Source organism: Vibrio sp. 2033 (assembly GCF_033339735.1).
The window spans coordinates 44442-64104 of record NZ_JAWOVC010000002.1 but is presented as its reverse complement, the minus strand read 5'-3'; the positions used below and the strand labels follow the sequence as shown (position 1 = coordinate 64104).

Here is a 19663-nt window from a genome sequence, read left to right as displayed (position 1 = left end):
GTGAATAAAAAGCCTGGAGTATTCTCCAGGCTTTTTCATATTGAATTGCGTGATTTAGTTCGGTTTCCCTTTACCGTTTCCACCACCATTCCCACCAGAACTCGATTGTAAGGTGATGCTAATCGTCGCGGTTGAAGAAGATTGACCGTCACTGATCGTATAAGTGAATGAATCATTATTCTTAAACTTCTTCGAAGGTATGTATTCAATGGAGCCATCGCTCAGTACACGGGCGCTGCCTTTGTTTGGCTTAGCGACCGTAATTGCAAGAGAAGTCGATTGTTCAAATGAGTCATTATTTAACTGTTGGATGCGAACGACGGATTTATCACTGATCGTTACGCTATCATTCACCGCTTCAAGTGGTGACGTTGACTCAGATAACACTGTGTAAGGTAGCTCGGTTTTGGCTGATTGTTCATTTTCAGCATCTATAACGTCAACGGCTATGCTGTAAGAGTTCGGTTGAGCATCGCTGTTTGACGTAACCATGACCGTCGTTTCTGCACTCATGCCGGAAGGAACCGTCAAGGCTCTTGCGTCATAATTCCAACCGTCAGGAACGCTTAAAGCTGTTGTATAGGTCGCGTCTGCACATTCTGTATTGTTCTGGTTCGTCACTTTAAGATTATACGCTAATGTTTCTCCGGCATTAGCATCAAAACCTGAAAGTGGGGTTAGAGAGAGTAGAGGCGATGTCGCAACGCATTGCCCTGATTCACCACCAAATATGACACTGACCTGTGCGTTTTGACCATTAGCACTTTCCAAAGTAATCGACACGCCTGTTTTTGGATCGGTGAACGTTCCACCAATCGGAAGAGCAGGGTCTTCCCAGTCATTACTCCCAAATAATTGTTTGAAAGTGGAGTCAGGCTTCATGTGTAGCAAGCGGCTACTTTTAAGATCACCGTCTGTCGCTAGGCGCACAACCACACCTTCTGTCACATCTTGGCGGTATACGATGTACGAACGGTCACGTAAAAAGCTGTCGTAGCCAAGAGCTTGTCGATATTCAACGTAAAACCATTGGCGCTGGCCTGTAATTGGATCGGTACCTCTTGGGATTTTTAAAACTTTTGATGAAGTACTTTCAAAGTCTTCATAGGCATCAATAGAGTAAACACCATCACTAGAAATGATTTGAGCAGGGGAGGTCTGCCACCCTAAGTTTTCCAGTTGGAAGGCGCTAAAGTAACCCATATCGTAGTTACCCATCGTATCGTAGCTATCACCGTACTCTATGACACGGCAATCACCAGCCAACGTACCGTCTTTACAGTCGAGTGCGGAAGCGTGATGCAATCCAAAATTATGTCCTAATTCATGGGCGATAACTCGAGGCTCGAAAACCGCATTTATTGACGCTCTAGAGGGAGTTACTCCTTGACTACCAGAGCCTTCTGATGCACATCCAGTTTTGGTTGTTAAGTAGATAAAACGGTCATAGTTTGATAGTTGATATCCCGCAGTTTCAGCCATTTTGTTGGCTTCCGCAGCTACAGCATCATCATCGCAAATTTGGTTTGATATCGGCAAGGTGAATGTTCCAGCAACATCACCAGTTAGCCAAAGTTGCCCCTGGGACATTTGCGAATAGAAGTCGCTAACGGTATTAAAAACAACATGATGGGCGTCTTCTTTAGAGATCGGGATCTCTTGAGGGTTTTCTTGGAAATTGACGAGTACAACTAATGTTTTTTGTTCACCACTAGCCACTTGCTCAACATAAGCCTCTGATGAAAAAGAATATGCTGGCACGAGGGTTACAAAGCCAAGAGCTAGCAAGCGTAAATTTGACGCAACAAAGCCCAATTGAGGGAGGATGACCTTCTTCAATTTATATACCTACTTAATATTTTGATATTAAATGAAATTACAAATTCATAATGTTTTAAATAAAATAAATAACGAGCTCTACCCAAATAGAACCAGTAATTATCAAGTGTGCATTATGTTTTATAAAGTTTGTTTTATATTTGTGTGTGTTTATTACTTTTAAACACGAGGCGAGATATTAGCAGAAGGGGTGGTTAAAATTCAACCATGCATTTCGGTTTTTATAAGTTCATGAATTATAATGTTTAACTAATTTTTACTGGTGGTTTTTATAAAAATAATAAGAGACAATATTGTATGCAACAAAAGTAGTTACAAAGACAGTAGTAATATTACACCGTGTAGTATGCAACACTCTTAATTATTTGTTATTTCTTTTGTTTCCTATATAAATGACTTATTAAAAATAAGATGCTATCAATTCCATAGAGAAAATTGTCAAATTAAAGAAATATTAATTTCAAAAAACAAGAGACTTATTATATCTGGATATAGGCAACGCCATTTTTGCCATTTTTCTTTATCTCATACATTGCATGATCGGCTTTTTGATAAACTTCATTAAACTGTTGTTTTCCTTTATCAAATAGACAAACACCGATGCTCATTCCAATCGTTACTTTATTTAAGTCCTGATTTATCACAGGAATGATGGAACTTAAGAGTCGATCACAAAGTTGAGATATTTCTTCTTGATTTGAATAAGAGCTTAAAACGACAAACTCATCTCCTCCTATGCGTCCGACTTGAGACTTGCTTGGCGCAAGCTCTGTTAAGCTATTGGCTATATTAATGAGGAGAGTATCACCAGTATGATGGCCTAGCTGGTCGTTAACTGCTTTAAAATTATCTATATCAACAAACACTAAGGCAGACTGCTGAGACGGCTTGGTTTGAGGTTGATGATTAAAGTTTTCCTCAATTGCTTTTCTATTTAATAGTCCGGTCAATGGATCACTCGAAGCTAACTTAGCCAGTTGCTGCTCATATCGCTTTTCTTTTGTAATATCGATATGAGTGCCCATCATGCGCAGTGGTTCGCCATCAGAACCATACTCGACGATGCGCCCTCGATCGTAGACCCAACTATCACTGCCGTCTTTATGAATCATGCGATGAACTACCTCATAAAGGTCGGTTTTGCCAGCTAGGTGATCTTCAAATGCACCCACCGCAAGATCATAATCTTCAGGGTGGAGATTGTTTTTCCACGTTTCAACCGTCGCGGTTAACTCATGGGGCTGATAACCTAGCATTTTGCCCCACTGCATGTTGAATATCGTCAAAGTACCTGAAGGAATATGCTGCTCCCACAAACACAGTCCATTACTGTCGAGTGCAGCATTCAACTTTTCTTGTAGTCGCGCATTCTTCCGCTTCAGCTCTTCATTTTCTTTTTCTAAGCAGGCAATTCGAGTTAGATATTCTTCCATTTTGCGCATAATTTACGTCGTTTTCGGAGCGACAATATACGAAAAATACTTTGCAATTTCTATGATTGAGCTTGGAGATATAAGTATTGAATATGCGGTAAATAATAAAGAATCGGTGATGTTACTTAAGAGCAGCAAAGTAAATGCTTGGAAAACAAAGAAGGAAATAGGGGGTAAGCGAGGGGCTCTCCTGGTGCAAAGTCTTAAATGGAGGCCTTTGCACCGGGACTACTGAGGGTTAGCGGTTTAGTGCACCACAACGCTCAGGTTGGTATGTGATATCGACAATTTCAATTGTCTTCACTTGATTATTTGGCATTGGCCATTCAAGTTTTTGGCCGACAGACAAACCGATCAGTGCGCTGCCTACGGGCGCAAAAATAGAGATATCATCACTGCTTTTCAGTTCAGAAGGGTAAACCAGTGTCTTTGTCATGGTTCTGTCTTCACCTGAAAATTTAAACTCTACAGTCGAGTTCATCGTGACCACGTTATCTGGCATTTGTTCTGGCTCAAGAACTGTTGCTCGGTCGAGCTCTGCTTCTAATTCCACAAGCTCCGCTGCGATGTTTGGCATTTTATCCAACAAGGCTGTGATTCGGTTCATATCTAAGCTTGAGATGTAGATAGAATTGTTTTCTGACATTTTATGACTCCCAAATAAAAGGCCGCCTCACAAAAATGGGACGGCACTCTATATGTCAATTACGGTATCAATCATATGGACGCTATTCCATATGAACTAAACCTGATTTTAGTCTTTATAGTGCGACTTAGCTAGTAAAAAATTTTTGTTGTGAAGCTTGATTTTTCTAAATCTTTCAATCACTTCAGATATTGTTCTCTGATCACCTTGAAACGGTGAAGTCAAGTGAGTGCGTCGTTTAGAAGCAAAGCAGGATTTATCGTAGGTGTGCTCGGTTTCGATGGTCAGCCTAACTTCATAAAAGCAAAACGGTATAGTCCGTTGCTAGCATGGCTTCGGTTATCTCAGTTTGTTAAAACTACCAATATCCGTTAATAAATTACTTTTTATTTCGCAATAGTCAGATAAATACGTTCATCTACCCCTTTAGGGTAGTTTGAAATTGTAATTGATTTACATCATGTATTAATTTTCTTTCACAATTAACAATGAGCTCAGTGATAAGAACCTAACCCTTAGGAATTATAATGAGCAAGTTGAAGCTAGTAGTCATCGGTAACGGTATGGTAGGGCACCGTTATATTGAAGACTTAGTCGAGAAAGCTGATATGTCTAATATGGACATTACGGTTTTCTGTGAAGAACCTCGTGTCGCATACGACCGTGTGCACCTTTCCTCTTACTTTTCTCACCATACTGCAGATGAACTTTCTTTAGTAAAAGAAGGCTTCTACGAGAAACACGGTATTAACATGTTGATCGGCGAACGCGCGATCAACATCAACCGTGAAAACCGCATTGTTTACTCAAGCACTGGTCGCGAAGTTCAATACGACAAGCTGATTCTTGCTACTGGCTCATTCCCATTTGTTCCACCTATCAAAGGTCACGAAAGCAAAGACTGTTTTGTTTACCGTACTATCGAAGATCTTAAAGCGATCGAAGCGTGTGCGAAGAAGAGCAAATCAGGCGTTGTTGTCGGTGGTGGTCTGCTAGGTCTTGAAGCAGCAGGCGCATTGAAAGCACTGGGTGTAGAAACGCATGTTGTTGAGTTCGCACCGAAGCTAATGGCTGAGCAACTTGACCTTGCTGGTGGTAACCAACTTCGACAAAAGATCGAGCGTATGGGCGTGAACGTTCACACTAGCAAAAACACGCTTGAGATTGCGGCAGAAGGCACAAACGCACGCAACGTTATGCGTTTTGCTGACGGCTCAGAGCTAGAAACAGACTTCATCGTATTCTCTGCAGGTATTCGTCCACAAGACAAACTAGCACGCCAAATGGAGCTAGAAGTGGCACCTCGTGGCGGTGTTGCTATCAACGATCATTGTCAGACTTCTGATGAGAACATCTACGCGATTGGTGAGTGTGCGTCTTGGAACGAAATGTTCTACGGCCTTGTTGCTCCTGGCTACAAGATGGCGACAGTTGCTGTTGACCACCTACTAGGTAACACAGAAAGCAAATTCGAAGGCGCTGACATGTCTGCGAAGCTGAAACTTCTAGGTGTAAAAGTAGGTTCAATCGGTGACGCGAACGGTCGTACTGAAGGCTGTAAGAGTTACGTTTACCAGAACGAAGAACAAGAAGTTTACAAACGTCTTATCGTTTCTAAAGACAACAAGAAACTGCTTGGCGCGGTTATGGTTGGTGACACCTCTGACTACGGCGACCTGCTTCAACTTATGTTGAACGAAATCGACCTACCAGAACACCCAGATGCGTTGATCCTTCCTGCTCACGCAGGCGCTGAGAAACCAGCATTAGGTGCAGACGCTCTACCAGAAAGCGCAGTTATCTGTTCTTGTTTCGACGTAACCAAAGGCAAGATCGCTCAGGCAGTTGCTGATGGTAATCATACGCTTGCTGACATCAAAGCAGTGACTGGCGCAGGTACAGGCTGTGGTGGTTGTATTCCTCTAGTGATGTCTGTTCTAAATGCTGAGCTTGCTAAATCGGGTATCGAAGTGAAGAACGACGTGTGTGAGCACTTTGCTTACTCACGCCAAGAGCTGTTCCACCTAATCCGTATTGAAGAGATCAAAACGTTTGATGAGCTTCTGGAGAAATACGGTAAAGGTTACGGTTGTGAAGTTTGTAAACCATTGGCTGGTTCTATCTTAGCTTCTTGCTGGGGTGAGCACATTCTTAAGCCACAACTGGTTAAGCTGCACGACACGAACGATAACTTCCTAGGTAACATCCAAAAAGACGGTACTTACTCTGTTATTCCACGTATGGCGGGTGGTGAAGTAACACCTCAAGCACTGGGTGCGCTAGCGAACGTTGCGGCAGAATACAACCTATACACCAAAGTCACTGGCGCTCAACGTATTGGTCTGTTTGGTGCTCAAAAAGACGATCTTCCAGAGATCTGGCGCAAGCTTATCGACGCTGGTTTCGAAACAGGTCAAGCGTACGCAAAAGCACTTCGTATGGCGAAGACATGTGTTGGCTCAACTTGGTGTCGTTACGGCGTTCAAGACTCTGTTGGTCTAGGTTCTTACATCGAGAACCGTTACAAAGGCATTCGTACACCTCATAAGATGAAGTTCGGTGTTTCTGGTTGTACTCGTGAGTGTGCGGAAGCACAAGGTAAAGACCTTGGTATTATCGCGACTGACGCAGGTTGGAACATGTACGTATGTGGTAACGGTGGTATGAAACCTCGTCACGCAGACCTACTTGCAAGTGACCTAGATAAAGAAACACTAATCAAGTACATCGACCGCTTCATGATGTTCTACATCCGTACTGCTGCGCCACTACAACGCACATCAGTTTGGATGGAAAACATGGAAGGTGGCGTTGACTACCTACGCGAAGTGATTGTTGAAGACAAACTTGGCATCAACACTCAACTAGAAGCTGATGTAGCGAAGCTTGTAGACGAGTACGAGTGTGAGTGGACTGCGACCATCAACGACGAATCACAACTGACTCGTTTCGCGCACTTCATCAACTCTGACAAGCGCGATGAAAACGTTGTGTTTGTACAAGAGCGTGAACAGCACCGCCCTGCAACCTTCACGGAAAAACATCCTGAAGCGAAAGGCGACATCCTACACGTAGCGATCACTGAAGCATAAGGGAAGGTTGATTATGTCATTTGAAAAGATTTGCCAAATCAGCGACATCGTACCGGGCACAGGTGTTTGTGCACTGGTTGATGGTCAGCAAGTTGCGGTATTCCGCCCAACACAAGCAGAAGAAGTGCTGGCGATCAGCAACACAGACCCGTTCTTCCAATCAAACGTGCTTTCTCGCGGTTTGATCTGTGAGCACCAAGGCGAGCTTTGGGTGGCTAGCCCACTTAAGAAGCAACGCTTTAACCTGACAACAGGTGCGTGCATGGAAGACGAGCGTTTTAGCGTGAAAGCGTACAAAACCCGCGTAACCAACGGCGAAGTAGAAATCTCTGCGTAAGCTTGGTTTTCATTCCCTCCTCTTAGGGGGAGGGAATGAACTGAAACCTAGATTCAATAGACAAAGGCTTTCCAAGCATCATCTCAGGGGAACAGGGAAGCGAGGTGTTGTAGACAGCGTTCAGGTGTCAACGGGAAGCCTTTCTCTATTCAATCTTTAACTTTTTAACTTTCAATTTTGGATAAGGACACATTCATGTCTACTGATTTTAAGCCTGCAGAATTCGTGCAAACCATGATCAATGTTGGTGAAGCGAAAACCAATACAAGCACGCGAGACCTTCTGCTTCGCGGTACGATGGCTGGCGTTATTCTTTCGCTTGCGGTGGTGGTTGCTATTACCGCGATTGTACAAACGGGTATCGGTCTTGTAGGAGCACTTGTTTTCCCCGTTGGTTTCGTAATTCTAAGTGTGATGGGGTATGACCTAGTAACCGGTGTTTTTGGTCTAGCGCCTCTGGCTAAGTTTGCTAACCGTCCGGGCATCACTTGGGGTCGTATCTTCCGTTGTTGGGGTCTTGTAGGCTTGGGTAACCTTATCGGTTCTCTGATCGTTGCTTACCTAGTGGCTATCTCTCTAACAGGTAACTTCTCTCTAGAACTGAACGCAGTAGCGAAGAAATTTGTGGCTGTTTCTACCGCGCGTAGCCTTGGTTTTGAAAACATGGGTATGGACGGATGGATCACGTGTTTCGTACGCGGCATCTTCTGTAACCTAATGGTATGTCTAGGCGTTATCGGCAACATGACAGCACGTTCAGTATCTGGTCGCGTAGCAATGATGTGGTTCCCAATCTTCATCTTCTTCGCTCTAGTATTCGAGCACACAGTAGTAAACATGTTCCTATTCCCACTAGGTATGATTCTAGGTGCGGATTTTGGTATCGCGACTTGGTTGAACTTCAACCTTATTCCAACCATTCTAGGTAATATTGTTGGTGGTCTCGTAATGACTTGTATTCCACTGTACCTAACTCACGCGAAAACAGCGCCTTCTATCAACGTAGTTGAAGAAGAAGTAAAAGCAGAGCCTGCAATCGCAAAATAAACCGCTTTTATCTGGCCCTACCTATGGTAGGTAGGGCTGTTCAACTCATTTAACTTTCGATAAGTATTGTATTGATTTAGCTATAAAAAGTAATAACTCCTTGGGGTGATTTTAACCTGGAGTTAATGACTTGAGTGTTACTTTTTATGTCCAAATTTTCGATAGGCGTTGATATGACAACTGTTAACTCATCTTTAAACAGCGGCTTTGTTTCTCTTGTTGGTGCAGGTCCTGGTGATCCTGATTTACTCACAGTAAAAGGCTTAAAAGCCATTCAAGCGGCTGAAGTTGTTGTGTACGACCGATTGGTATCAAAAGAGATTCTTGAGTTGGCCCATGCATCAGCAGAGATGATTTATGTTGGGAAAAAGCTCGATTTTCACTGTGTACCTCAAGATCAAATCAACCAAATCTTGGTGCAGAAAGCGCAAGAAGGTAAACGCGTTGTGCGCCTAAAAGGTGGGGACTCATTTATCTTTGGCCGTGGTGGTGAAGAGCTAGAAGAGCTAGCGGAATTTGGTATCAAATACGAGGTGGTTCCGGGTATCACAGCAGCAGCGGGTGCAACGGCTTATGCTGGTATTCCATTAACGCACCGTGACCATGCGCAAAGTGTTCAATTTATCACTGGTCATGTACAAAAAGATGGTCGTGAAATTGAGTGGCATTCACTAGCTCAGTCTAATAACACGCTTGTATTCTACATGGGTTTGAAGCAAAGCGGCCATATTATGGATAAGCTGATCACACATGGGTTAGATCCTGAGATATCATGCGCCATTATTGAAAACGGTACGCGCCCAGAGCAGCGCGTGTTCCAAGGAAAGTTGAACGAGCTATCGATCATGGCAGAGCAAGCCGTGAGTCCAGCATTGATTGTGGTTGGCAGCGTGACTCAACTTCACAACAAGTTGGATTGGTTCGCAAAGTAATACTGCCCAGAAGTGACTATATTTTACAGGGGCTTTGTTGCCTCTGCATTTCTTGCTTACGCATAGGCATTTGATCAATGAGGTTGTTGATAAACGACCAGTCTGTTTCTGCGCCCCAGCGGTGCTTTTCTAGACCATCTTTACCAAGCAAAATAGCGGTATGAGAACCTTTTTCGACCTCATAAAGACGAGCTAGCATTTTTAGGTCGAACTCTTCTTTAAGCCAAGCAGGAAAAGTATAACCTTGTTCTGTAATGACCAGCGTGACGACATCTCTGTCTTCCAACTCACACTCATTCATAAGTGTTTCTAGCAAGAATTGTTTGACGTATTCATCATTTTCTGGCGCAAAGTAGAGCACACTTCTATGTGGCCAGTATTTGGAGTGCGCTGGATAACCAAATGCTGTCGATGACAAGATACAAGAAAGCAGTATCACTAGTAACTTTCCGCCCATGACAGTTCCCCTAGAAACCCAAATAACTTTTTATACGTTAAGTTTAGTGGAATTGGCTCATTGTGCTTTTTCCAAAACTGGCATAGGGTAGGCAGCAAATAAATTGAGCGTAGAAATAGATGAGTTCGGAAAGCAAACAAAAAATCGCCATTTTGGTTGATGTACAGAATGTGTATTACACCTGTCGCGAAGCGTATCGAAGCAATTTTGATTACAACCAGTTTTGGTATGTTGCCACACAAGGGAAAGAGGTGGTAAGTGCTCGTGCTTATGCTATTGCGAGCAATGATCCCAAGCAACGTCAGTTCCACCATATTCTTCGGGGTGTTGGCTTTGAGGTGATGCTTAAACCCTACATCCAGCGTCGTGATGGTAGCTCGAAAGGCGATTGGGATGTGGGTATTACTCTCGATGCAATTGAAATTGCTCCCGAAGTTGAGGAAGTGATTCTAGTTTCGGGAGATGGAGACTTTAGTCTACTAGTAGAGAGAATTCAGCAGCGCTTCAATAACACGGTGACCGTTTATGGTGTACCTAAGCTAACATCCCAAACTCTGATTGATTGTGCCGACAATTTTGTCGCGATTGATGACGATTTCTTGCTGTAGTAATAGTGCAATAAAGAAAGGCGAGTCACTCAGGCTGTACGAAACGTACAATGACTCGCCTCTAATTTATCGTTGATTTGGCTAGTTACGAAGGAATGATCATTTGCCCTAGCAAGTAACCCAAGCAACACGCACCAATCACGCCGATTAAGCCCACAGACATGAATGAGTGGTTGAAGTACCACTTACCAATCTTAGTTGTGCCCGAGGTATCGAAGTTCACAGTCGCGATATCTGAAGGGTAGTTGGGAATAAAGAAGTAGCCGTATACCGCTGGCATCAAGCCGATAAGCAGCGCAGGTTCCAAACCTAAGCCGAGACCAACAGGCAGCATCATGCGAGCCGTTGCAGCTTGAGAGTTCACCACAACCGACACAATGAATAACGCAAGCGCGAATGTCCAAGGATAGTTGGTTACCATCTCAACGATGCCAGATTTAAATTGAGGCATAGCGTACTGGAAGTAGGTATCTGACATCCATGCAATACCGAAGATAGCAATCGCCGCCACCATACCAGATTTAAATACCACCCCATTTGGTACGTCACGAGGGTCAGTTTTGGTCGCAAGCAAAATGATACCGCCGAAGCAGAGCATCATCATTTGAATCACAACTGCCATGCTGATTGGCTTCGAGCCATCTACGATGGTACGAATGTCTGGCCACATCGCGATAACGACGATAACCAAGATAGAAGCAATGAACAGCAATACAGAGTTACGAGCACTTGTTGGTAGTACTTCATCAAGAGACGTTGCAGTTGTGTTGAGGATTTTTTCTCTCCACACAGGATCTTTCAAACGCTCTTGGTATTCTTCATCGTCGTCTAGCTCTTTACCACGCTTTAGGCTGTAAAGTGACATCAACAACGTACCGAATAGCGTTGCAGGTACGGTAACGAGCAGAATTGAGAGCAGAGTGATCTCGTGTTGAATGTTGGAGAGTTGCGCCAAGTAGTAAACCACTGCTGCTGAAATTGGCGAGGCTGTGATTGCGATTTGAGAGGCGACAGAAGCGGCAGCCATAGGACGCTCTGGACGAATGCCGTTTTTAAGCGCAACGTCGCCAATGATTGGCATGATAGAGTAAACCGCGTGACCTGTACCAAGTAGGAAGGTCATAAAGTAAGTCACGAACGGAGCAATAAGGGTGACGCGTTTTGGGTTCTTACGAAGCACACGCTCGGCAACTTGCAGCATGTATTTCAAACCGCCAGCGGCTTCAAGAATGGAAGCACATGTTACCACCGCTAAAATGATCAACATGACGGTGACAGGAGGAGAGGTTGGCGGCATCTTAAAGATGAATACTTCAATCACCAAGCCAATTCCGGATACGACCCCAAGGCCTATACCACCATAACGTGAGCCGATATACAGCATCACGAGCAAAAATAGAAACTCAAGATACAACATGTGGATTTCCTTATTCAAAACAGAGGGCTACATAGCCAAATTACCTCTTTGTATTGTCTCGATATTCAGAAAGAAAATACTTCATGTTGTTCACAATCCGCTGGATAAGAAACAGCAATATTCAATTATTGGCAATAACTCACGCTACACAGGGAAACTGTTAACACAGTTTTATCAGGGTGTTTTTATGCTGTGTATTTTTGCGATCATGTGAGCGTTAAATGCGAAGAGGTTTAAGAGTTTGTTGCTATTCATCGCATACGTAACCAGACCTTACAGCTCAACAGAACTCGGAAATACATTCATAACTAACCCTAAGAGTGCTTCTTTGTTATGAAAACGCAAAGGATAATAGTTTGCATTGCGATTGGTGCTTGGGTATAAAGGTGTCAGAATGACTACACCAACAATAAGCCATCATGTCTGAGCAATTTTTCCCGCAACTGTTTCAAACTTCGAGTGAGATTACACCTTACCTACACGGTGATATCGGCGAGATAGGGCAAGAAGCTATCCATATCGAGAATGATATCAACCCGATCATCCAAGGCCTTTACCAGCAAATCTCGGAGGCTCATCCGGAAGCGGGAAAAGCATATTGGTTGACAAGAACGTGGGATTTACTTTGTTGGCAGCCAGTTTATGTCGCATTCATCTCTATTTACGGTTACCACACGTTGCCAAACATTCGCGAGATAGCGCAGCACCTCAAACCTTGTTTTGTTTCTGGGTACCGATTCGCCGACGAAGCGCATATACATGGCGAGCCAGAAGCGTTGATAAAAGAGGCGGGGCGTCAAATCCGAGAACTGTTCGACTTCTATCAACAAGAGATGAGTCAATGGACACGCATTCGTCCTGGCTTCACCCATCAATTGATGTCGGACGGAATCATGGCTTGTTTAATTCGTCTCCAACAGCGCTTTCCGCAAATGACTAACTCGACACTTCAGGAGCATGCGGTCTTGTGGCTAAGCGCAATGGGTTTGGATGTTGATAATAGCCGCTCACTTCATGAGACGGAATCTGATCAGCCGCTAAAGTTAGTAAGAAAAAGTTGTTGTTTAGTCTATAAGTGTGAAGGCAGAAAGCTTTGTGCAGATTGTCCTCGTTTAGAGGAAAATCGACAGCTTATGAGCAAGAAGGTTCTTAATTAACATTTATTTAACTTGTGTAACAGTGCTCGATTTGAGAGTGAGAATAAGTATCATTGCATGCTCTTGTTGACAACAAAAAGATAAATACAATGATGAAAAGGACGTTTTCTTTCAATCTCATCGTACTTGCGATGAGCAGTGGATACGCAGTTAGCTCAATAGCAGCAGAAGATCTTCAACAAACATCGACTCCGAGCGATGAGCAATTGGTTGTTGTAGGCAGTGTGATGCCGAAATCGATCTCCGATATTCCAGGAACGGTTTGGTTTGTTGGCCAAGAAGAGATTGCTCAGCAATATCGTGCGGGCAAGACACTGGGTGATATTCTTTCTGCAACCATCCCTTCTTTAGACGTCGGCACCGGTGGTCGAACTAACTATGGTCAGAACCTTCGCGGTAGAGCAATGTTGGTAATGATTGATGGTGTCTCGTTACAGTCTTCTCGCCCGATTAGTCGTCAGTTAGACGCAATAGACCCATTCAACATCGAGCGAATTGAAGTACTATCTGGTGCAACCTCCATTTATGGGGCAGGCGCTACTGGTGGTGTTATTAACATTATCACCAAGAAAGCGTACTCGGATGACTTGTCGTTTGAATCCTACGTGAGTGGCACTACAGGCTTTAATAGCAGCGATGACTTTGATTACAAACTCGCTCAGTCTATCTCGGGTGGTAATGAGCGAATTACCGCTAGAGGTTCGGTTGTGTACACCGAGACACAAGGTGCATTTGACGCAAATGGCGACATTGTCACCCCAGACATTTCACAGGGCTCTTTGCAGTATAATTCAACGCTCGATGTTATGGGATCGACCGAGATTCAAATCTCCGATGCCAGCAAGTTAAACCTTGTCGCACAATACTATGACAGCCAGCAAGATTCGCCATACGGTTTGTACATTGTTAACAATAAATTTGTTGATGTACGAGAGGGGTTCGATTCCGACCGTGAACATGGTACAGAGCGAGTTCTCTTAAGTGCGAACTACGCTCACGACAGCGTATTCGGTCATCAACTGATAGGCGAGTTATCTTACCGTAGTGAAGACCAAACCTTTACTCCTTATTACCAAAGTGCCTCTCAACAAAAAACAGAAGTTTTTGCTGGGCGCTTAGCGTTAGCTAAAAGCTGGGAGTCATTCAAACTTGTTTATGGTGTCGATGCGTACTTAGACCGTTTTGAAAGTAACCAGGCTCTGTTCGATCCAACCATTGCGAACAGCTCTGGGAACTTAATTAATCGAACCTATGCCGAAGTGGGGCGTTATCCAGATGTTGATGTGGCGTCTTACGCAATGTTTGTCCAAGGGGATTACCAAATCAATCAAGATTGGTCAGTACAAGCAGGCTACCGCTACCAATACATGGACAATAAGATTGATGATTTTGTTGCCTATAGTATACAAAAGAAGATCGCATCGGGTAATGGTGTATCAGCGGATGCGGTACCAGGTGGCAGCACTGACTACTCTGTGAGCTTATTTAATTTGGGCACCATTTATCAGCTTAACGATGAATCTCAGCTTTGGGCGAACTTCTCTCAAGGTTTCGAACTCGCTGATCCTGCAAAGTACTACGGCCAAGGTAGCTACGATGCCGCGGATGCAAATGGTCACTACGCGTTGAACAATAGCATTAACGTATCTGACTCAAAAATGTCGGGCATCAAAACGGACAGCTATGAAATTGGTTACCGATTAGATACCGATACTGTCGCACTGCAAGCGGCGGGTTACTACTCGGTGTCGGATAACTCAATCAAGTATGACAAGAAGACGCTCCTAATCACCAATGTTGATGACGAGCAACGTGTATACGGTGCCGAAGCAAACATTAACTACTGGGTAAACCGTGATATTTTGTTAGGTGCATCAGGTCACTATGTGGTTTCTGAGCTGAAAACCAACGGTAAGTGGGAAGATCTAAGCGCGGGTAAAGCAAGTACATCAAAAGCGAACGCGTGGGCGGCTTACTATCAGGATGGCTATTCAGTACGTTTACAAAGCCAGACGATGTTTGATTACGAAGATGACGCAAACAATAAACTAGATGGATACACTACGTTTGATCTTCTTGGTAACGTAACACTACCTATCGGGCAGTTAGGTTTTGGTATTCAAAACCTATTTGACGAAGACTACACAACCGCTTGGGGACAACGTGCGCAGATTCTTTATGCAGCACACTACGATGCAGCAGCGTACGACTACAAAGGAAGAGGTCGCACATTCACACTGAACTACAGTGTCGAATACTAAAGCTAACTCTCTCCGAATATCAAAAAAGCCGCTTGAAGCGGCTTTTCTTTTAGGCTTGATCTGTCTGCGCTGTGTCTACAACGTTTTCCGTGTGTTCTGAAGCTTGGTTTTGTTCTTCAGCTTCCATTTTCGCGCGTTCAGCTTTGGAGATATAACGCGGCTTATTGCTCTTATGTAGCTTAGCGTTATGCTTCTTCTGCTTCGCTTTCAAGATCTGATTGATTTTCTTCTTGCGGTTCATGGTGGTGGTCCTTTAATTTAGCGAGGCAGGATAGTTACTTTTTTATCAAGTTACAACTAAATAAGCGCCGGTATCGGTCGCAAAATTCAAGTACGTTCCTATGTCCAATCATCTATCGCGTTTTAATGGAGCCCAAATGAAAACACTGTACACCGAACGTTTGATACTGCGTCTTGTGAGTGTAGATGATGCACCATTTATACTAGAACTTTATAACCACCCAGACTTCTACCGTTTTGTCGGAGACAAACAAATTCGTACCGAATATGAAGCGGCGCGTTACATAAAAGAAAACATGCTACGCATGCAACAAATTAAAGGCGTGAGTTTACTCGTTGTAGAGAAGAAAGAAGATGGGCAACCCATCGGGATTTGTGGGTTGGTTAAACGTGACACATTACAATACTATGATCTCGGATATGGATTTTTACCTTCCGCTTATGGCTTCGGCTACGGAACGGAGTCTGCAACCGCAGTGCTGGAATACGCTAGAGAGGAAATGAAACTCGATAATTTGGTTGCCATCACCAATAATGACAATATTCGTAGTATAAGTTTGCTCAAAAAACTGGGCTTTGAGTTTGAACGAGTTGAGCAGCAATATGATAATGGCCGCACGTTAGAACTTTACACAATGATGTTGTGATTTTTGGATAGCGCATGAGCGATATTTTACTTGGCAAACTCGCCACTGAATTTAAGACAGTAAAAGCCATGGTAGAGGTTTACTGTCATGACCATCATGGAACAAAACGTGACTTATGCTCAGAATGTCGTGAGCTGCTTGAATACGCAGAAGTGCGCCTCGACCGCTGTCCTTATGGAGAGAATAAACCGACGTGTAACAAATGTCCGATTCACTGCTACAAACCAGAGCCGAAAGAACAAATGCGTTTGGTCATGCGTTACTCTGGCCCCAGAATGTTACTGAAACATCCCATCTTGGCGGTTCGTCATTTGCTTCATGAAAAGCGCATGGTACCGGAAAAGCCTGCAGCGAACGCGTCAAACCGTCACAAGCGTTTATCTAAACAAAAATTCGAAGAATAAAAAAACGAGGGCGACATGCCCTCGTTTTCGTTGAGTAGAAGCGGCGTGGTTAGAGGCCAGCGGCCATACGCTGCTTGGTTTTGCTCGCAGCAAGTAGCATGTATACGCCAGTCGCAACCAAAGCGGCAAACAAGTAGCCTAGCAAGCCGTGTTCTTGGCCCATGAATTTATCAGCGACAACAGGACCAGCAACAGAGCCGATGCTGTAGCTAAACAGCATGACTTGTGTCGCAGAGACAATAAAGCGTTCATCAAGACCTTCGCAACCTAAGTTGATTGCAATCGGGTACAAAGCAAAAGTAGCTGCACCTAAAAAGAATAATGCAGCAGCCAATACCACGGCTGACGAGGAAATAAACGTCATACCGATCGAAAAAATACCCAAAATACAGAAAAACGCCATTAGCACTGTGCGGCTCATGTATTTGTTTAACGCGGTCACCATTGGTTGAACTAGCATGCCACCTAGAATCACTAGCGCCATCAATGTACCAATGTCTTGATGGCTAATTTTACGGTTAGTTAACTCAACTGGCATTAATCCGTAGATCGCGCCTAAGGTCAAACCTGAAACAACACAACCAATAATTGCTGCATGGTTTAGTTTGGCAATTTGCTTAAATGATAAAGCGGTTGATTCATGGCTGTTTGGCTGCTCACACTCAATGAACATTAGCACCAGCATCGCCATTAGGATCAACGTCGTGATCGCAATAAACGGAACGCCGCCACTTACGCCAAGCACGCCAATACCAAACTGGCCTAATGCTGAACCACCATAAAGCGATAGCATGTACAAGCTCAAACGTTTCGCACGCGATGCTTCGTCTCCAGACATTAGCCAAGACTCAACAATGACAAAAACACCAGCAACCGCGATACCCGCAATAAAGCGAGCGGCAAGCCACATCAATCCGTTAGCAAACACGGGTAGTGTGACGATAGTTAGCGAAAATACGGCCAAGCAACCAATAAACGCGTTACGGTGACCAACTTGACGTACGATACGTTCAATAAAAATAGCACCGGTTAATAAGCCGCCATAAAACACACTCGCCAACCAACTCGCGTAATCTGCTGAGATGTTGTATTCACCGAGCATGAGAGGGATCAAGCTCATTAAATAGCCCGAAGCCACCGCATAAAGAGACAGTGCGACGACTGGAACTGTAACTCGTGGTGATGCTGCAGGAACGACTGTGTTTTCCACTGTTTTGCGCCTATAAGTTAAATGAAATCTAAGGGTTATTCGGCGCGAATATGAGGCTAATAGTTAGGCAAGTAAAATGATAAATTTAAGTCGTTTCGATAAATAATATTTGTTAACTAGATAGGTTGATAAGTTGCATAAAAACGCCAACCTACAAACAAGGTTGGCGTGGAAGATTATTTAGTAAGTGCTTGATTTAACCATTGATCGAATTGAGTTTTAGGTAACGCACCATTGATCATATCAACGCGTTGACCATTCTTGAAAACCATAATGGTAGGAATACTGCGAATACCAAATTGCGTCGCAAGTTGTTGTTGAGCTTCGGTATCAATCTTAACAAAACGAGCCGTTCCGGCTTGCTCATGAGCAACATCAGAGAAAACAGGAGCAAAGCCAACGCACGGGTTGCACCATGGGGCCCAAAAATCTACTACAACAGGCATATCACTTTGTAATAGAGCAGAAAAGTTATCTTGTGTACCTTCGATAGGCGAGCCGTCTAAAAGTGCACTTTTACATTTACCGCAAGTTGCAGATTCGGCAACGCGCTCATTAGGGACACGATTTAGACCGCCGCACGAAGGGCAGCGAGTTTTAAACGATGACATGACTTCTTCCTTTATTACGTATTGATGAAAACATGACTTACCAGTCAGCCTCATTATTTGTATACTTATTTTTTAACCTGCCGAAATAACGCAGCGCAGGTTTGTATTTGAGCCTAAGGTTCTAAGAAATTTTATTAAAATACAACAATAAATAGGTCTGCGATGACAAATTACTACGCTGAAATTACAGGTTGGGGGAAATGTGTTCCGCCAGCCGTGCTCTCTAACGATGATCTTAGCACTTTCCTCGATACTTCCGATGAGTGGATTCGTACCCGCACTGGTATCGAAAACCGCCGTATTAGTCATGTAAACACGTCAGACATGGCGACCGTTGCTGCTAAACATGCATTAGCTCGAGCAGGCGTCGATGCAACAGACGTGGATTTAATCATTGTGGCGACTTGTTCACCAGATTCATTGATTCCAAATATCGCGTCTAAGGTACAGCAGAACCTAGGTATTCGTGCAGCCGCTGCCTTTGACTTAAATGCCGCATGTACGGGATTTGTCTATGGCCTAGAAACGGGCACACGTTTGATTCAATCAGGTAACTATCGTAACGCGATCATTATTGGTGCGGAAAGATTGTCTTTCTACATCGATTGGGCAATGCGAGATACCGCTGTTCTATTTGGTGATGGTGCGGGCGCCGTTGTGTTATCAAGAACGGAAAAAGAAACGGGTTTACTACAGTCTCAAATCGGTTGTGACGCAAAAGGCCGCGATATTCTGTCCGTACCAAAGTTTGGTACTTGTATGGATCGCTTTGCGGAAGACAACGGTTACTGGGATTTCAACTTTGTAGGACAAGAAATTTTCAAACGTGCGGTAAAAGGTATGGGGCTAGCTGCGAAAACCGTACTGAAAGCATCACAGTTAACGACGGAACAAATCGATGTTGTGATTCCGCATCAAGCGAATATTCGTATTATTCAAACCTTGTGTGACCTGTCTGGAATTCCACACGACAAAGCGTTTGTTAACATTCAAAACTATGGCAATACTTCAGCTGCGACGGTGCCAATTGCATTGTGTGAAGCGGTAGAGCAAGGTCGAGTTAACCCAGGTGATAATATGCTTCTTGCTGCGTTTGGTGCAGGTTTGACATGGGGTGCGGCAGTATTGAAATGGGGTGACCGCGTAACGCCAGTTTCTGAAAGTGATGCGGTTCTGCCTGAATGTGAGCAATCCGCGTTAGAATTACTTGAGCGTGCCATTAAGCTGTGTAACGAACGCCGTCGCGACGAGGTGTAACGGACACTCTGCAAACATAAGATGAGTAAGGGAGCGCGAGGCTCCCTTATTTGATGATGCGTTCTACA

General features: G+C 44.0%; 18 protein-coding genes. 10 read left to right on the top strand and 8 right to left on the bottom strand.

What is annotated here, in order from left to right:
* Positions 1-54: 54 nt before the first annotated feature.
* From R7P74_RS03650 to rnk, 3 genes are all read right to left on the bottom strand, one after another.
* Positions 55-1839: an Ig-like domain-containing protein gene (locus tag R7P74_RS03650; protein ID WP_318122687.1), complete on the bottom strand. Its 1785-nt coding sequence runs from the start codon at positions 1837-1839 to the stop codon at positions 55-57.
* 479 nt (positions 1840-2318) lie between these two features.
* Positions 2319-3272, bottom strand: a complete 954-nt coding sequence (locus R7P74_RS03645; RefSeq protein ID WP_137283133.1) for a GGDEF domain-containing protein — start codon at positions 3270-3272, stop codon at positions 2319-2321.
* A gap of 238 nt (positions 3273-3510) precedes the next feature.
* Positions 3511-3918 (bottom strand): nucleoside diphosphate kinase regulator, encoded by a 408-nt coding sequence (gene rnk / locus R7P74_RS03640; RefSeq protein ID WP_005376048.1) that lies wholly within the window; start codon positions 3916-3918, stop codon positions 3511-3513.
* A gap of 527 nt (positions 3919-4445) precedes the next feature.
* On the opposite strand from rnk, the gene nirB reads away from it, so the two are divergent.
* The 4 genes from nirB (at position 4446) to cobA (ending at position 9326) form a co-directional block, all read left to right on the top strand.
* Entirely contained in the window at positions 4446-7010 is a 2565-nt protein-coding gene (gene nirB / locus R7P74_RS03635; protein ID WP_318122686.1) for a nitrite reductase large subunit NirB, read from the top strand.
* 13 nt (positions 7011-7023) lie between these two features.
* Positions 7024-7347, top strand: a complete 324-nt coding sequence (gene nirD / locus R7P74_RS03630; RefSeq protein WP_005387969.1) for a nitrite reductase small subunit NirD — start codon at positions 7024-7026, stop codon at positions 7345-7347.
* A 195-nt stretch (positions 7348-7542) separates the two neighbouring features.
* Positions 7543-8394, top strand: a complete 852-nt coding sequence (locus tag R7P74_RS03625) for a formate/nitrite transporter family protein (RefSeq protein ID WP_025767739.1) — start codon at positions 7543-7545, stop codon at positions 8392-8394.
* 173 nt (positions 8395-8567) lie between these two features.
* On the top strand, positions 8568-9326 hold the full coding sequence (gene cobA / locus R7P74_RS03620) for a uroporphyrinogen-III C-methyltransferase (protein WP_053349923.1): 759 nt from the start codon (positions 8568-8570) through the stop codon (positions 9324-9326).
* A gap of 16 nt (positions 9327-9342) precedes the next feature.
* On the opposite strand, the gene R7P74_RS03615 is transcribed toward cobA, so the two are convergent.
* Entirely contained in the window at positions 9343-9783 is a 441-nt protein-coding gene (locus R7P74_RS03615) for a DUF4174 domain-containing protein (protein ID WP_005387976.1), read from the bottom strand.
* 119 nt (positions 9784-9902) lie between these two features.
* Here R7P74_RS03615 and R7P74_RS03610 point away from each other — a divergent pair, with 119 nt between their 5' ends.
* A complete protein-coding gene (locus R7P74_RS03610) occupies positions 9903-10391 on the top strand; it encodes a LabA-like NYN domain-containing protein (RefSeq protein WP_005376059.1) in 489 nt (162 codons plus the stop codon).
* An 85-nt stretch (positions 10392-10476) separates the two neighbouring features.
* Here the strand turns inward: R7P74_RS03610 and R7P74_RS03605 are convergent, their stop codons facing one another.
* Positions 10477-11808: an anaerobic C4-dicarboxylate transporter gene (locus R7P74_RS03605; protein ID WP_318122685.1), complete on the bottom strand. Its 1332-nt coding sequence runs from the start codon at positions 11806-11808 to the stop codon at positions 10477-10479.
* 419 nt (positions 11809-12227) lie between these two features.
* Between R7P74_RS03605 and R7P74_RS03600 the strand changes: the two genes are divergently transcribed.
* Entirely contained in the window at positions 12228-12965 is a 738-nt protein-coding gene (locus tag R7P74_RS03600) for a siderophore ferric iron reductase (RefSeq protein WP_042520969.1), read from the top strand.
* 89 nt (positions 12966-13054) lie between these two features.
* Positions 13055-15226 carry a TonB-dependent receptor gene (locus R7P74_RS03595; RefSeq protein ID WP_005376064.1) on the top strand — a complete coding sequence of 724 codons (2172 nt, stop codon included), beginning with the start codon at positions 13055-13057 and terminating at the stop codon, positions 15224-15226.
* Between the two features lie 49 nt (positions 15227-15275).
* On the opposite strand, the gene R7P74_RS03590 is transcribed toward R7P74_RS03595, so the two are convergent.
* Entirely contained in the window at positions 15276-15467 is a 192-nt protein-coding gene (locus R7P74_RS03590) for a DUF2986 domain-containing protein (protein ID WP_005376066.1), read from the bottom strand.
* Between the two features lie 136 nt (positions 15468-15603).
* Here R7P74_RS03590 and R7P74_RS03585 point away from each other — a divergent pair, with 136 nt between their 5' ends.
* Positions 15604-16113 (top strand): GNAT family N-acetyltransferase, encoded by a 510-nt coding sequence (locus tag R7P74_RS03585; protein WP_054579612.1) that lies wholly within the window; start codon positions 15604-15606, stop codon positions 16111-16113.
* A 14-nt stretch (positions 16114-16127) separates the two neighbouring features.
* Positions 16128-16517 (top strand): nitrous oxide-stimulated promoter family protein, encoded by a 390-nt coding sequence (locus R7P74_RS03580; protein WP_054575964.1) that lies wholly within the window; start codon positions 16128-16130, stop codon positions 16515-16517.
* A 49-nt stretch (positions 16518-16566) separates the two neighbouring features.
* On the opposite strand, the gene R7P74_RS03575 is transcribed toward R7P74_RS03580, so the two are convergent.
* Entirely contained in the window at positions 16567-17727 is a 1161-nt protein-coding gene (locus R7P74_RS03575; protein WP_033907039.1) for an MFS transporter, read from the bottom strand.
* Between the two features lie 176 nt (positions 17728-17903).
* The gene (trxC, locus tag R7P74_RS03570) at positions 17904-18338 is read right to left on the bottom strand and encodes a thioredoxin TrxC (protein WP_005387991.1); all 435 of its coding nucleotides are present in this window, start codon (positions 18336-18338) and stop codon (positions 17904-17906) included.
* A 162-nt stretch (positions 18339-18500) separates the two neighbouring features.
* Between trxC and R7P74_RS03565 the strand changes: the two genes are divergently transcribed.
* Positions 18501-19595: a ketoacyl-ACP synthase III gene (locus R7P74_RS03565; RefSeq protein ID WP_053349917.1), complete on the top strand. Its 1095-nt coding sequence runs from the start codon at positions 18501-18503 to the stop codon at positions 19593-19595.
* The last annotated feature ends 68 nt before the right edge of the window (positions 19596-19663 follow it).

Coding starts and splice junctions, on each gene's coding strand:
- rnk (WP_005376048.1), bottom strand. CDS start 3,918: ATGTCAGAAAACAATTCTATCTACATCTCAAGCTTAGATATGAACCGA.
- R7P74_RS03595 (WP_005376064.1), top strand. CDS start 13,055: ATGATGAAAAGGACGTTTTCTTTCAATCTCATCGTACTTGCGATGAGC.
- R7P74_RS03600 (WP_042520969.1), top strand. CDS start 12,228: ATGTCTGAGCAATTTTTCCCGCAACTGTTTCAAACTTCGAGTGAGATT.
- cobA (WP_053349923.1), top strand. CDS start 8,568: ATGACAACTGTTAACTCATCTTTAAACAGCGGCTTTGTTTCTCTTGTT.
- R7P74_RS03645 (WP_137283133.1), bottom strand. CDS start 3,272: ATGGAAGAATATCTAACTCGAATTGCCTGCTTAGAAAAAGAAAATGAA.
- R7P74_RS03610 (WP_005376059.1), top strand. CDS start 9,903: ATGAGTTCGGAAAGCAAACAAAAAATCGCCATTTTGGTTGATGTACAG.
- nirD (WP_005387969.1), top strand. CDS start 7,024: ATGTCATTTGAAAAGATTTGCCAAATCAGCGACATCGTACCGGGCACA.
- trxC (WP_005387991.1), bottom strand. CDS start 18,338: ATGTCATCGTTTAAAACTCGCTGCCCTTCGTGCGGCGGTCTAAATCGT.
- R7P74_RS03615 (WP_005387976.1), bottom strand. CDS start 9,783: ATGGGCGGAAAGTTACTAGTGATACTGCTTTCTTGTATCTTGTCATCG.
- R7P74_RS03590 (WP_005376066.1), bottom strand. CDS start 15,467: ATGAACCGCAAGAAGAAAATCAATCAGATCTTGAAAGCGAAGCAGAAG.
- R7P74_RS03605 (WP_318122685.1), bottom strand. CDS start 11,808: ATGTTGTATCTTGAGTTTCTATTTTTGCTCGTGATGCTGTATATCGGC.
- R7P74_RS03625 (WP_025767739.1), top strand. CDS start 7,543: ATGTCTACTGATTTTAAGCCTGCAGAATTCGTGCAAACCATGATCAAT.
- R7P74_RS03585 (WP_054579612.1), top strand. CDS start 15,604: ATGAAAACACTGTACACCGAACGTTTGATACTGCGTCTTGTGAGTGTA.
- R7P74_RS03565 (WP_053349917.1), top strand. CDS start 18,501: ATGACAAATTACTACGCTGAAATTACAGGTTGGGGGAAATGTGTTCCG.
- nirB (WP_318122686.1), top strand. CDS start 4,446: ATGAGCAAGTTGAAGCTAGTAGTCATCGGTAACGGTATGGTAGGGCAC.
- R7P74_RS03580 (WP_054575964.1), top strand. CDS start 16,128: ATGAGCGATATTTTACTTGGCAAACTCGCCACTGAATTTAAGACAGTA.